Here is a 13,518-nt window from a genome sequence, read left to right as displayed (position 1 = left end):
CAGCGGTTTTCAAGAACACTGCGAATCACACCGTCGTGTAGCCACTGACCTGTGGTTACGCCTTGAACCGCCGGACAGCGACCGAAGATCATCCCGCACATATCCCGCGCGGGCCGCGTCGATCACCTGGGCGTCACCGTGCGCATGATCAGGCCGTGTCTCACGGCCGATCCAGATCGTTTGCACGCCTGCCACACGTCCGCCGGTAATGCCAGCGACCAGACTGTCCTTGATCACCCCAGCCCCGGCCCGCGAGCGTCATACCGCAGCGCAGCGCTGCGCGGATTGGAACCCGCGTCGCGGGCGTGAAGGGATAGGGGGCGAGCGGCGAAGAAGTAACTGACCGACCGCCGCAGCGAAGGACATCAGATGAGATTGAGTCACGCACCCGACGCCGCGGCCGCGCCGCTGAGCGACGCCGCGGTGATCGAGGCGTCGTGGCGTGAACCCGAATGTTTTGGCGAGATCTTCCACCGCTACTTCCAAGAGATACGCCGCTACATCGCCCGTCGGCTCGGTACTGATGTCGCCGATGACGTCGCGGCCGATACGTTCCTGGCCGCCTTCCGCAGGCGCAAACGCTTCGATCCGGCACGCGGTGCCGTACGGCCGTGGCTGTACGGCATCGCGACCAACTTCGTGGGCCAGCACTTACGCGCTGAGCAGCGCTTCTACCGGATGATCGCCAAGACGCCGGCCGAGACGTCCACCGTCGGCCCCGAAGACCGGGTCACGGCACAGGTCAGCGCAGGAAGCGTACGCAGGGAACTGGCCGAGTCGATGGCCGCGCTCTCGCCCGGCGATCGCAACGTGCTGCTGCTGGTGGCGCTGGCCGACTTCACCTACGAGGAAGTCGCGATGGCGCTCGATTTGAAGTACGGCACGGTGGCGTCCCGGCTGAACCGGGCTCGAAAGCAGCTTCGCGCCGCGCTGGGCGGGGTCGACCCCACACACGTCACAGAGGAGTCACCCAAATGAACGAGATCGAACTGGTACGGGAGCTGACGAAAGAGCCGCCGCTCGCCACTCCCCAGGCCGTCGCGCGGGCGTTCGGCCGCCTCAAAGAGGACATGACCAGCCGGCGACGGCTGTCCCTGCCGCGATGGGGAGCCGCCGGGCTCGGGCTGGCAGCCGCGGCGGCCGCCGCGGTACTTGCGATAGCCGGGCTGGGAGGTGCCGGCGCCGACGATCCAGCCCCACGGGCGGCCCCACGGGCGGCCCCGCAGACGGCCCAGATGGTGTTGCTCTCCGCGGCGACCAAGGTGGAACGAACTCCCCTCACCAAGGGGAAGTACTGGTCGGTGGTGACGCAAAACGGCGGAGAGGTCATCGTCGGCAAGGACACCAAGTATCACGTCCAGCAGATCGGGATCTGGGACGCCGGCCCTGGCAAGGACGCATGGATCGCCAGCCGGGATCTGGAGAGCCGCATCGTCGGCCCGGCCCCGGCGGACGGTCCCACCGCATTGCCGAACGGGGCCGAAGGGGCGGACCCGGACGCGACCAAGCCGCCGGTGAAAATGCCGACCCGGTGGGAGAAGGTCAAAGTATCGGGCGGGGAGGCCTTCAGACTGGCGGCCTGGGAGGGATTGAAGCCGGTCGATACGCGGACGCTGCCGGACGACCCCGAGCAGTTGCGGCAGTTCCTGTTGAAGGAACTGCGCCGGGTGAACTCCGTTCCTGGTGCCAATATCGACCGGACAGAGTGGATGCTCAGCCACATCCAGCGAATCGGCTCGGCTCCAGTCTCGTCCAAGGTGCTGGGAGCCGCCTACCGCGTGCTGGCCACCGAACCGGGACTGCAGGTCATCGGCCCCGTCACCGATCCGCTGGGCCGCCCGGGCACGGGAATCGTCCACCGGGTCACGGCCGAGGGCGGTACTGTCGTCGACCACCAACTGGTGATCGACCCGACCACCGGACGGGTACTGGCCCGCACGGAAACCCTGGTCAAGCCCGGGAAGACGAACCCCACCGCCAAGGCCGGCAGGACCAGTTACGAGGCCGTCGTCTCCTACGGCTGGACCAACACCGTCCCCAACTACCCGCTCGGCCACGTTGGCTGACCAAGCCCACAAGGCGATAACCGCACCGCCGGTAGGCGGCGACCGGCACCGGCTCGGCCCTCCACCCGAGCCGGCGCCCCGCAGTCACCCACCTCTCACAATGTGCCGACGCGAACGGTCCGATGCTCGACTGGGCTCCCTTCGACAGCCCGGACCCAGTTCCGCCGAAGCGGCGGCGCCGCCCCGTCCGCCACGTCAAGATGTCGTGGTGACCGCGTCGTCGGCAGTACGCAGGGACTCCGCGCCAGCGACGGATGTCCGGCTGCGCCTCAGCAGGAGGTAGTAGCCGGCGCCCACCGCAGTGCCGACCGCGGCACAGCCGATCCAGACCGCGTCACTGCCCAGCCGGTCGTAGGTGAGCCCGCCCACGAGCGGGCCCGCGAAGGTGGCAGCAGAATAAGAGAGGGTGTACATGCCCTGGTAGCGGCCGCGGGCGGTGGCGGGTGCGAGGTCGGCGGCCGCGGACATCGAGGCGGGCGCGTGGATGATCTCGCCGAGGGTCCACACCACGACGGTCAGCGCGTAGAAGCCGACCGAGCCGGCGAACGCGGTCAGGCCGAACCCCCACGCCAGCAGGCACGAGCCGGCGCCGAGAAGGGCGCCGGTGCCGCGGGTGCGCAGCGCGCGGGTCAGCGGAATCTGCAGCACCACGATCACCAGGCCGTTGATCGCCGCGACCAGGCCGAACTGGCGGGCGGACAGCCCGTGCGCGCCCATGTCGATCGCCAGTGTCGAGTTGCCCTGCTGCGCGACGCTGCCGAGCAGCAGGGTGAGCAGGACCAGGGTCATGAAGCGGCGGTCGCGCAGCACGTCGACGAGCGTGACGCCGGCGGGGGCCGGTTTCCCCGCGCCGGGGAGGACGGGATCGGGTGCGGCCAGTGTCTCCTTGGCCTTGGCGAAGACCACGATCGCGCACAGCAGGGTGGTGAAGGCGTCGCCGAGGAAGAGCCACAGGTAGCCCTCGGCGGCGATGAAGCCGGCCAGCGCGGCGGAGGTGCCGAGTCCGATGTTGACCGCCCAGTAGTTGAGCGAGAGCGCGCGGACCCGGTCCTTGGCGGGGACGAGGTCGGCTACCATCGCCTGCACCGGGGGCCGGGATCCGTTGCTGACCAAGCCGAGTAGCGTGGCCACGGCCGCGATCGTCACCGGATGCGTCACGAGGCCGAGCACGGCGGTGGTGAGCGCGGTGAGTACTTGCGCGGCCAGCAGCGTCCGGCGGCGGCCCACCCGGTCGGCCAGTACCCCGCCGAGCACCGCGCCGCCGGCGCCGCCGAGGCCGAAGAGCGCCGCGACCAGGCCGGCGTAGGACGGCGAGTAGCCGCGCTGCACGGTCAGGTAGAGGGCCAGGAAGGTGACGACGAACCCGCCGAGCCGGTTGACGAGGGTACTGGTCCACAACCACCAGAACTGCCGTGGCAGGCCCGAGACCGTTTCCCGTACCGCCAACCCGGCCTGCGTCGCCGCCCTCATCCAATGCCCTTTCCGAGCCTCCAGGTGGCCACGGTCAAAGAGAAGCTTGTCCTGCAGCACCTGGGCTGGTGCAGTCGCAACTCGTCCGTAGAACGTCTGCGCCTTGGGGTGACTGGTGAACCCTTGGAGCCATCGGCTGCTCTCCCAGTCACCCCGTGTTGCGCGCGCTTTGAGTTCGCGGATGCCCTGGGAAAAGGATCAGACAGAGCAACGCCGAAAAGCCATACAGGCCGACAACGCACCAAAAGGCCGTCGAATACCCATGAACGGCAGCAAGGGGTGCAACGCGAGGAGCACCAGGGTTGGCCGCAGCATACCTCGCCGTGGCTGACGCGGCTATGGTCGATAGCACTGCGCCGCCGATGGAATACCCGGTCTGCTGGAAAGCATTGACGAGGGCTCCAGCGATGCCCGTATCGCGTTTTTCGACTCCCCGCGTGGCTGTGGCAAAGAGGGGTGCGCTCGCCATTCCCTGTCCGAAGTCGTAGATCAGGATCGCGGGAAGAATATGAGCTGAATAAGTTGCATCAACGCCGAGGCGAGCGATGAGGATTAGGCCGATGAGTCCGATCAAGATGCCTGTGACAACCACAGCACGCGCCCCGAAGCGCGGCAGCAGGAATGAACTCGCAAGATTCACGGCGACGATGAATCCCGCAACCATGGGGACGAAAGCCAAACCCGTCTGCAGTGGACTGTAGCCAAGCACGGTCTGCATGAAGTAGGTCAGGAACAGGAAGACGGAGACGAATCCGGCGCCGAGCAAAGCAAGGGCGAGGAAGGCTGTGCCGCGAAAGCGATCAAGCAAGATGCGTAGCGGTAGCAACGGATTGCGTACGTTGGCTTCGACGATTGCGAACGCCACCATCAGAACTGCACCCAACACAAGTGAAGTGATCGTCCAGACGTTTCCCCATCCGGAAGATTCGGCATACGAGAACCCGAAGACTATGCCGAACAGTCCCCCAAAGGAAAGGACTGCGCCAGCAAGATCGGCCCGCTCGCCCGCAGTTGCAGTGGGATGCGAATGCACACCACGCAGCAGGCTCATGCCACCAAGCAATGCCGGGATAGCCAGCACAAGGTTGACAAACATGCAATAGCGCCACGACAGGTACTCGCTGAGCACTCCACCCAAGACAAGGCCACTCACGCCGCCGACACCAAGGATCCCACTGAAGATTCCGAACGCTTTCGCCCGCGCTGGATGTTCATGGAAGGTGACCGCAAGCAGTGACAGCGTTGCGGGCGCCAGGAATGCAGCGAAGAGGCCCTGTAGCCCGCGACCCACCAGGAGGATGGCATAGTTGGGAGCCGCACCACCGATGGCGGAAACGACTGCAAACCCGAGCACGCCAATGAGGAACATGCGGCGACGACCGACGAGATCGCCGAGACGGCCTCCGAGCAGCAGCAGAGACCCGAATGCGAGGGCGTACAGCGTCACGGCCCATTGTCGTGAAGAGTCTGAAAATCCCAGCGCCTGCTGTGCGCTCGGAAGCGCGACGTTGATGATGGTGGTGTCGAGTCCCACCATCAGTTGAGCAGTTCCCAGGGCTGCGAGTACCCACCAGTGACGTACTGGAGCAGGAGCGTCTCGATCGCTGCGATTAGTGGGGCGGGACCGGACGTCGTGTACCACTGAAGTAATACCTTTCCCAACGGATAACTATCAGGTGCGGTCCCACATCGGATAGCTATCCGCTATGCAGAACTGATGACTTGGGCGGCCGAGGGCCCACCCCAGCGGTCAGACTCGATGCGCAACCGAGAGCGCGTCCCTGGATGTTTGCCCAGGCCGGCGTTGCGGCCGTCAAGCGATGCGTCGCTGCAGTCGGTTGCCGAGGGGTGGCTTGTTTCAGCGGCGGCGTAGGCGCTTGTCGGTGATCGGCGGAGTGGGGTCGATGAAGAAGTCGCCGGGATTCACATCGGTGCCGGGCGGAACGATGTCGTCGATACGGTCCAGCAGGTCATCGCTGAGTTCGACATCGGCGCCTGCGAGAAGGTCGGCCAGGTGCTCGGGGCGGCGCGGCCCGATCAGCACCGCGGTGACCGCGGGGTGGGCGCGGACGAATGCGGTGGCGAGCTGAGGCAGCGGCAGACCGGCGTCCGCCGCCAGCGCGGTGAGCTTCTGCACGGCGTCGGCCTTCGCCCTTACACCCGGCTGCGACAGGTCGAACATCTTCGCTGCGGCAGCGGAATAGCTGCTGCGGTATCCCGTAGTCGGGTCGCTGCCGGAGAGCCAGCCCGAGTTGAGCGGCCCGAAGGTCAGCACACCCATGCCGTAGCGCTGGGCGGTGGGCAGCACACGGTTCTCCACGCCGCGAGTCAGGATCGAGTACGGCGGCTGCTCGGTCCGGAAACGATGGTGCCCGCGTCGCTCTGCCGTCCACTGCGCCTCGGCAATCTCCTCCGGGGCAAAGAACGACCCTCCAATCGCACGGACTTTCCCGGTTCGTACCAGATCCGACAGCGCACCCAAGGTCTCGTCGATGTCGGTGTACGGATCGGGGCGGTGCATCTGATAGAGGTCGATGCGGTCGGTGTCGAGACGGCGGAGACTGTCCTCCACCGCCCGGTGGATCCATCGGGTGGAACCTCCGCGCCGGTTGGGGTCGTCACCCCATGGCCATCCAAACTTCGTAGCCAGCACTACATCATCGCGACGGCCCTTGAGTGCCTTGCCAACGATCACTTCCGACTCTCCCGCTGAGTACACGTCGGCCGTGTCAACAAGGTTGATGCCTGCGTCCAGCGCAGTTTGGATCATGCGAACCGACTCGTCCTGGTCGGTGTTGCCCATCGCGCCGAACATCATGGTGCCAAGCGCGTACGAACTCACGGAGAAACCGGTGCCTCCGAGGATCCTGTGCTTCATTAGGTGCCTCCAGGTGCTATATGGCCTCATCTCAACTAGACGCATCCCGCCCGGCGTGGGAGACCCAATCGGACATGGATTTCATCAGTGGATGGAGGTGACGCAGTTTTGTATATGCCGTCGAAAGGTTTCGGATCGTAAAATCCAGCTGGCCAAGGGGCGCTGCCGTGATGGAGCGTCCTCCGTGAACGACCGCCTGTGGCATTCGCCGCCCGGAGACCTGTATGTAGTTCACGACGACGGCCAGCCCACTTGGCGCGAGACGCTTGGCAATGCATCGGCCTACACCGCGCGACCGACCGGTCTTCGCCCCCAGAGATGTGCAAGTGCTGCCGGGCTCGCGTGTGCTTGGGTGCGCGTAGGGGACTCGGTTCCGCGACGATGTCACCGATCAGATGGCTCCGCCGTTGGCGTAGAGGATTTGGCCATTGATCCATCGCCCCGGACCGGCGAGGAACAGGACGACCTCGGCGATGTCGTCGGGGGTGCCTACTCGCTCCAGCGGGGAGCGCTTGGCGATTTCCGCGCGGAGATGCTCACGGCCTTTAAGGTATCCGTCCAACATATCCGACTCGACGGAGCCGGGTGCGACGGCATTGACCGTGACATCGCGCCCCCGCAACTCCCGCGCCAGCAGCAGAGTCAGCGCCTCCACTCCGCCCTTGGCCATGGTGTAGGCGGCATTCCCCGGGGTCGAGAACCGGGTGACAGAGCTGGAAAAGTTGATGAGCGCGCCGCCCGGTCGCAGTCTGCGGGCCGCCTGCTGGTCCACGAGGAAGGTTCCACGAAGGTTGATGCGAATGATCTGGTCGAGCTGGTCAATGTCGTAGTCGGCTACTGTGCCATTGGACATGACGCCACCTGCGTGCACGACTATGTCCACGCCGCCGAAAGCCTCCTCCGCCGTGTCGAAGAGCGTCGCCACCTCGTCCTCTTTTGCGAGGTCCGCGCGTACGGCCATGGCTGTGCCGTCGGCAGCGGTGATTTCTTTGACCACGGCGTCCGCGGCCTCGGCCGCGTGTGCGTAGTTGACGACGACGGTCAGCCCACTTGCGGCAAGGCGCTCGGCGACGCGCCGGCCGATGCCGCGCGACCCTCCGGTGACGATGGCGACGCGCTGAGCAAGGGTGGTGGTCATACGGTCTCTCCGGTCTCGCGTGCCCGTCCTGAAGACAGACGGCGTGCTGTACGGTTCCAGTCTGGGACCACCCGACCGGGACTCGGAATACTTGAAAGTTCCGAAAAGTTGCGCGACAGTACAGGAATGTCCAGCTCTGCCCATCTGCCAATTCCCGATTTCGGCGACCCGCTCAGCGAAGCGCTCACCCTCAGCGAGGCGCGCTCAGTCATCACCGGCGGTTTCCGGGCGACGGCGCCCTGGGCCCTACAGTTCTGGCCACAGGCCCGGCTGAAGCTGGCCGCTGTCGTCTCAGGCTCCTGCTGGCTGACAACAGACGGCCCTCAACCTCCCCTGCTGCTGGGTGCCGGCGATGTGGCCGTCCTCAACGACGTGAAGAGCGTGCAACTCACCTCCGATCCAGGACTCGCACCGGTCGAGGCCGCACCAATGTTCGGCCCGGGCCGCGAAACGATCGTGCGGATCACCAGCCATCACCAGGAACACGGCCCAGCACCTACGGAGGAGACGAAGATCCCAGGCGGCCCGAGCACCGTGATCATCGGAGGCCATGTCGTCCTCAACGCCACCGGCGAGGAACTCCTGCTGTCCGCACTCCCGCCGCTCACGCGAATCAGCGCGGAATCCGCCGAGGCCCCCGTCGTGCAATGGATTCTCGATCGCCTCCTGCACGAACTGGCCGCCGAACGGCCAGGCACCCACCACGCGGCCCACCAGTACGCCCAACTTCTGCTCGTCGAAGTCCTTCGCTCCACGCTGGCGGCCTCGCCCGAGTCCTTCCCCACCGGCTGGCTGCGCGCACTGGCCGACCCACGCCTCGCGCCGGCCCTCCGCCGCATGCACGCCGAACCCGGCCGCCGCTGGCACCTCGAAGAACTCGCCCAGGCTGCCGCGATGTCGCGCACCAACTTCAGCACGCGCTTCCGCGCGGCGGCGGGCGTACCCCCACTCACCTACCTCCACCACTGGCGCATGCGCATCGCCGAACGCGGTCTTTTCCACGATGAGACACTGATCTCCTCCCTCGCTTCGAGCCTCGGTTACGCCTCCGAAAGTGCTTTCAGCAACGCCTTCAAACGCACTTACGGATGTTCCCCGCGCACCTACCGCGCGCAGATCCAGGCGCGGCAGCAGTCGGAAACGTTGACAATTCCCGACAGCCAGAGCGCGTCCTCCGCAGCAACCTGACCTCCGGGCAGGGTCCGTCCAACCGCGCTCGATGACGGCTTGCTTTGCGGTGGTGTCGACCGGGGCCGGCCGGGCCGCCGCGATGGCGGGCGGCTCGTACTGGGGCTTAGGGTCGATTCCCAGCGCGCGGGCTGCTCGGCTGCGACCCGGATGGATTCGACGTTGTCCTTGCCGATTACCTCATCCGCTCGGGGCTCTGGCGGGGTGGCGATGACCCCGGCACGATGATCGTTTGTGCTGTGGAAACTTGCTTACCTGGGTGTAACGAACGCCTTCGCGATGCTGCGCCTGCTGCCGATAAGCAACCGGGACAAGGACACAGAGATTCTGGCGCTACGCCATCAGATCGCGGTACTGGAGCGGCAGCTGAACCGACAACGAGTCGCCTTCACCATGGGCGATCGAGCGTTCCTGGCAGCGCTCCTGCACGGCCTCCCGAAGGAGGTACTTCGGCGTATGCGGTTGCTGGTGCGGCCTGACACGGTCCTACGCTGGCACCGTGACCTGGTAGCCCGACGGCACGCCGCCCGATCCAGGCCCCATCGCGCAGGCCGACCGCGGACCATCCGCTCCATCCGAGCCCTGGTCCTGCGCCTGGCCCACGAGAACCCCACCTGGGGCTACCGGCGCCTGCACGGCGAACTGCTCGTACTCGGGGGTCAAGGTGGCGGCATCCACCGTCTGCGAGATCCTGCAGGACGCCGGCATCCCACCCGCCCCTGAGCGGGCCTCCAGTACATGGGCAGACTTCCTGCACTCACAGGCCGACGCCCTGCTCGCCCGCGACCTCCTGGAGACCGTCAGGGTGGGGCATCACGCCCGTGGCCATCAACAACACCGTGCAGGCAATCGCCTGGCGGGCCGGGATCGACGTCGCCAACACCGTCACCGCCCACGGCCTGCGCGCCGGCGTCCCCACCGACCTCGGCGCACAGGGCTACTCCGCGGCCGAGATCAAAGACATGACCGGCGGCCACTGGTCCAGCACCGACATGGTCGAGAAGTACCGCAAGACCGGCCGCCGCCGCGCTGGCAAACGCTCCGACGAGAGCCGCTCCTCCGGCGCCCTCAGCATGCTCCGCGTTGAACAGACCATCCCACCGACCAACCCGGAAGGCTGATCGCCATGGCCCGGCCCTACAGCGCGGAAGTTGAACGGTTCGACGACGACACCGCGGCGAAACCTGCACACGGCACCCGATGCTCGCCGACGGCCAGTACCAGGCCGACTGGCGCGACGCTAGCTTCCTCAGCCGCCCCGACACCTACAGCATCAAGGCCCGGCACATCCTGGTCGCCTCCCATCGGTACGACGTCGGCACCGGGATGGTGGCGCTGGCCGCCGCATGCGACCCCACCCGCATTGCACTACTCGGCGATCCGGCCGACGCCACCGAAGTGCTCCCCAACGGCCGCTGCCGGCGGCCCGGCTGCCGGCAGCTCCTCGCCGCAGCCGAGCGCGTCGCCCGCTCCACTGCCGTCATCGCCGCGCGCTGGACTGCACCTCGGCCTCGACATACCCGTCACGTCGGGACTGATAGTGCGGGCGGCGCCGGCCGGGACCGGCCGAAGAGCCGCAGCCCGGCCGGCTGGCCGACTGCGCGTGCGGGCCGCCGTAGGCGGGCCGCTTTAATTACGAGAAGAAAAGTTGCTTTCGATCATGTGCGAAATCATGTCCTGCTTCGGTTGATGATTTACATGATCAATTCGGCGTCGTGCCGGGCGTGCGACTCGCGGCAAATCCGTGCATGTGACCTTGGCTTCGGGCTTCGACGGCCGCTGGCAGAATGCAAACGGTTTCTCGGACGCATTGGACGGAATCCGCGGGTTACGCGAAGATCGCGTCCTCAGGCGAGCTCGCGGCGCGGCGGTGCGGGCGCGTCGGGATCCCCCGGGCGCACCAGGCCGGTCTCGTAGGCCAGGACGACAGCGTGGACGCGCGTGCGCAGACCGAGCTTGGCCAGGATCCGGTTGACGTGCGTTTTGACCGTCGCCTCCGCGACGAATATCGATGCCGCGATCTCGGTGTTGGACAGCCCTCGCGCGATGAGTCGCAGCACCTCGAGCTCACGGTCGGTCAGCGTCCGCAGGCTCGGCGCGTGGCCGCCGTCGGGGGGTGGGAGCACGAGAAAGCGCTCGATCAGGCGGCGTGTCAGCGCGGGCGCGATGAGGCGCTGTCCGGCCGCGGCGGCGCGTACGGCATCGATGAGTTGGTCGCGCGGGGCGTCCTTGAGCAGGAAGCCGCTAGCGCCCGCCTTGAGGGACCCGTAGACGTACCGGTCGAGATCGAAGGTTGTCAGCATGAGTACGTGCGGGAGGTCCGGGTCGGCGCCGGCGAGCAGCTGCCGTGTCGCCTGGATGCCGTCCAGCTCGGGCATCCGGATGTCCATGAGGACGACGTCGGGTCGCAGCCGGCGGGAGACCGCCACCGCCTCGACGCCGGTGCCCGCCTCCCCGACGACCCGCAGATCAGGCTGAGCCTCGAGGATGAGACGGAAGCCGGTCCGGACAAGCTGCTGGTCGTCGGCCACGACGATGTCGATCACGGCTGCACCTGCGGGTAGGGCAGCCGCGCACGGACGGCATAGCCGACAGAGTCTCGTGGGCCAGTCGTCAACTCGCCGCCGTAGATGGCTGCCCGCTCGCGCATCCCGATGAGACCGAAGCCACCTCCCCGCTGCTCGCCTGCACCGGTCCCGTCGTCGACCACGCAGAGCACGACGTCGTCGGTGCCGTAGCTGACCCTGACCTCGGCGCCGCTCGCGCCCGAGTGGCGCAGGGCGTTGGTCAGCGCCTCCTGCACGATGCGGTACCCCGCGAGCTCCACGCCTGCGGGCAGCCTCCGCACAGCACCCTCGACGGAGAGCGCCACGGGCAGACCCGCGGCCCCGACCTGCTCGCAGAGCTCGGCCAGATCGGTGAGGGACGGCTGCGGCGTGAAGGAGGGCCCGATATCCTCTGCCCGCAGCACACCGAGCAGGCGGCGCATCTCGTCCAACGCACCACGAGCGGTCGATTCGATCGCCATCAATGCCTCGCGCGCCCGGTCCGGCCGCTCGTCCAAGACCGACAGGGCGGCGCCCGCCTGCACCGTGACGACGCTGACCCCGTGCGCGACGACATCGTGCAGTTCCCGGGCGATCCGGTCCCGCTGGGTCCGGACAGCGCCCTCGAGCGTCTTCGCCCGCTGGGCCATCGCCGCCGCGGCTCGGCGGCTGCCGACGTACCGGCCGACGACCCAGCCCACCAGATGCACAAGCCACCAGAACAATGCATCGTCGAAGCCCTCGCCGGACCGGATCGCCGGGTCCTGCAGGTCATGCACGGCGAGCGCCACGGCGGTCACCGCCAGCCCGGTCAGCGCCTGGCCGCGCCGGCTGTAGGCCGCGACGGAGTAGAGGCTCACCAGCACCGGACCGTCCAGAAGCAAGCCGATGGGCGCGGTCGCGGTGATGACGGCCTGCGCGGCGGCCGCCCCGGCGACCACGCAACTGACCACGAGCGGCGCCCGCCGGCGCCACGCCAACGACGCTGCGATCACGAAGAAGAGGACGGAGTTCAGCGCCGCGGGTCCCGCCACAGGATCGTCGGCCCACCACACTGCGATCCACGGTGCCCATACATCGATCTGGCCAACCGCGACGAACGCCGCGGCGATGGAGACGTCGAAAAGCCAGGCCCGGCGCCGACCGGGCTCGGCGGGGGCGGCACCGTCGAGCATGGGCGCATGATACGGCCGGCGACAGTCGCCGGGCGTCCACCCTCGGGTGGATGCCGCACCACCGTTGCTCCAACCAGCCGCCGCATCCACCCACCCGGCGATGGACGATCACAGGCCGTGGGCGGCCTAGCGTCGGCGCCATCGACCCATTTTTTCGGTGGCGCCGCCACCAAGTGCAGAAAGGAAGCCACAGCAATGTCCACCCCCATCGCCCGGGAAACCGCCGCACCGGTTCGCGCCGGGACGGCCGTGACCATGTCGGCGCTGACCGGTCTGGCGTCCCTCGCCCTAGGCGTGCTCCAGCTGGCGTCTCCGGAGCAGGCCGATCCGTTCCACGCCACAACCGACTACCTCATCGAGTACAGCTACGCTCTTGGCCTGTGGATCGGCGTGCTGGCCATCATCGGGCTACATGCGGTGCACCGAGTTCAAGCGCGCTGGGGCAAGATCGGCCTCGCCGCCACCATCACGTTCGCGGCCCAGTATGCCCTGCTCGGTACCGCGGCCCTCGCCACCGCCGTACGCGGCCGGAACTCGCTCGACATCCTCTTCCTGCTCGCTCTGCCGCTGTGGCTGGTCGGTGGCGTCCTGCTCGCGATCGCGGTCTTCCGCGCGGGCCTGCTGCCCAAAACGATCGCCGTCGCTATCGGTGTGAACTTACCGCTGACCATGGTCGTCGGTGAGGCGGGCCCACTCATCGATGGGGCAGTGTGGATCGGCATCGCCGTCGCCTTGATCAGGGTTACGGCGCAGCCCAGACACTAAGCCGAAGTTGTTTGATCTTTGACGGTGAGCCCCCTGCGCAGGGGGTTCACCGTTTGCGGGGTGGGTGTGGTGTCTACGTGAGGGTGAGTGGGATGGGTTCGCCGATGAGTTCGAAGGCGCCGCGTTGGCGGGTGGGCCACTAATCATTGAGCTCGTTTCAACCTGAAACCGCAGGTCAAGGGTCTTCGTGATCCATCCCGCATATATTCCGCGAACAGCGGCCGAGGCCTGCTCACGGCGGCGTACGGCTGCGCATCCCAGAAATGATCAACGGTGCCCGACGACAGCATCA

General features: G+C 67.1%; 11 protein-coding genes. 5 read left to right on the top strand and 6 right to left on the bottom strand.

Going from position 1 to position 13,518, the window contains the following annotated elements; genetic code table 11:
* Window positions 1-369: 369 nt before the first annotated feature.
* Together Pth03_RS40900 and Pth03_RS40895 are read left to right on the top strand one after the other, a co-directional pair.
* Window positions 370-978, top strand: coding sequence for an RNA polymerase sigma factor (locus Pth03_RS40900; protein WP_203949914.1), 609 nt, complete (start codon window positions 370-372; stop codon window positions 976-978).
* Window positions 975-2,066: a CU044_5270 family protein gene (locus Pth03_RS40895; RefSeq protein WP_203949913.1), complete on the top strand. Its 1,092-nt coding sequence runs from the start codon at window positions 975-977 to the stop codon at window positions 2,064-2,066. Before Pth03_RS40900 ends, Pth03_RS40895 begins: the two co-directional genes overlap by 4 nt.
* A gap of 195 nt (window positions 2,067-2,261) precedes the next feature.
* Here Pth03_RS40895 and Pth03_RS40890 read toward each other — a convergent pair whose 3' ends face one another.
* The 4 genes from Pth03_RS40890 to Pth03_RS40875 all read right to left on the bottom strand — a co-directional run bounded on the left by Pth03_RS40890 (window position 2,262) and on the right by Pth03_RS40875 (window position 7,552).
* On the bottom strand, window positions 2,262-3,719 hold the full coding sequence (locus tag Pth03_RS40890) for an MDR family MFS transporter (RefSeq protein ID WP_373318689.1): 1,458 nt from the start codon (window positions 3,717-3,719) through the stop codon (window positions 2,262-2,264).
* On the bottom strand, window positions 3,685-5,073 hold the full coding sequence (locus Pth03_RS40885; protein WP_203949911.1) for an MFS transporter: 1,389 nt from the start codon (window positions 5,071-5,073) through the stop codon (window positions 3,685-3,687). Before Pth03_RS40885 ends, Pth03_RS40890 begins: the two co-directional genes overlap by 35 nt.
* A 321-nt stretch (window positions 5,074-5,394) precedes the next feature.
* On the bottom strand, window positions 5,395-6,414 hold the full coding sequence (locus Pth03_RS40880) for an aldo/keto reductase (protein WP_203949910.1): 1,020 nt from the start codon (window positions 6,412-6,414) through the stop codon (window positions 5,395-5,397).
* Between the two features lie 391 nt (window positions 6,415-6,805).
* A complete protein-coding gene (locus Pth03_RS40875; protein WP_203949909.1) occupies window positions 6,806-7,552 on the bottom strand; it encodes an SDR family oxidoreductase in 747 nt (248 codons plus the stop codon).
* 126 nt (window positions 7,553-7,678) lie between these two features.
* Here Pth03_RS40875 and Pth03_RS40870 point away from each other — a divergent pair, with 126 nt between their 5' ends.
* Both Pth03_RS40870 and Pth03_RS40865 read left to right on the top strand, forming a co-directional pair.
* Complete coding sequence (locus Pth03_RS40870) at window positions 7,679-8,740, top strand: AraC family transcriptional regulator (protein WP_203949908.1); 1,062 nt, start codon at window positions 7,679-7,681, stop codon at window positions 8,738-8,740.
* Window positions 8,741-9,561: 821 nt separating this feature from the next.
* Entirely contained in the window at window positions 9,562-9,861 is a 300-nt protein-coding gene (locus Pth03_RS40865) for a site-specific integrase (RefSeq protein WP_203949907.1), read from the top strand.
* 726 nt (window positions 9,862-10,587) lie between these two features.
* Here Pth03_RS40865 and Pth03_RS40860 read toward each other — a convergent pair.
* Together Pth03_RS40860 and Pth03_RS40855 are read right to left on the bottom strand one after the other, a co-directional pair.
* Window positions 10,588-11,286, bottom strand: a complete 699-nt coding sequence (locus Pth03_RS40860) for a response regulator (protein ID WP_203949906.1) — start codon at window positions 11,284-11,286, stop codon at window positions 10,588-10,590.
* Window positions 11,283-12,461, bottom strand: a complete 1,179-nt coding sequence (locus Pth03_RS40855) for a sensor histidine kinase (RefSeq protein WP_203949905.1) — start codon at window positions 12,459-12,461, stop codon at window positions 11,283-11,285. The genes Pth03_RS40860 and Pth03_RS40855 overlap by 4 nt, the downstream gene beginning before the upstream one ends.
* Window positions 12,462-12,656: 195 nt before the next feature.
* Between Pth03_RS40855 and Pth03_RS40850 the strand changes: the two genes are divergently transcribed.
* On the top strand, window positions 12,657-13,226 hold the full coding sequence (locus tag Pth03_RS40850) for a hypothetical protein (protein WP_203949904.1): 570 nt from the start codon (window positions 12,657-12,659) through the stop codon (window positions 13,224-13,226).
* Window positions 13,227-13,518 lie beyond the last annotated feature (292 nt).

The sequence above is a fragment of the Planotetraspora thailandica genome (assembly GCF_016863335.1).
GTDB classification, from domain to species: Bacteria; Actinomycetota; Actinomycetes; order Streptosporangiales; family Streptosporangiaceae; genus Planotetraspora; species Planotetraspora thailandica.
This window is presented reverse-complemented; position numbering and strand designations above follow the sequence as displayed.

Coding starts and splice junctions, on each gene's coding strand:
- Pth03_RS40855 (WP_203949905.1), bottom strand. CDS start 12,461: ATGCTCGACGGTGCCGCCCCCGCCGAGCCCGGTCGGCGCCGGGCCTGG.
- Pth03_RS40885 (WP_203949911.1), bottom strand. CDS start 5,073: ATGGTGGGACTCGACACCACCATCATCAACGTCGCGCTTCCGAGCGCA.
- Pth03_RS40875 (WP_203949909.1), bottom strand. CDS start 7,552: ATGACCACCACCCTTGCTCAGCGCGTCGCCATCGTCACCGGAGGGTCG.
- Pth03_RS40870 (WP_203949908.1), top strand. CDS start 7,679: ATGTCCAGCTCTGCCCATCTGCCAATTCCCGATTTCGGCGACCCGCTC.
- Pth03_RS40895 (WP_203949913.1), top strand. CDS start 975: ATGAACGAGATCGAACTGGTACGGGAGCTGACGAAAGAGCCGCCGCTC.
- Pth03_RS40880 (WP_203949910.1), bottom strand. CDS start 6,414: ATGAAGCACAGGATCCTCGGAGGCACCGGTTTCTCCGTGAGTTCGTAC.
- Pth03_RS40850 (WP_203949904.1), top strand. CDS start 12,657: ATGTCCACCCCCATCGCCCGGGAAACCGCCGCACCGGTTCGCGCCGGG.
- Pth03_RS40900 (WP_203949914.1), top strand. CDS start 370: ATGAGATTGAGTCACGCACCCGACGCCGCGGCCGCGCCGCTGAGCGAC.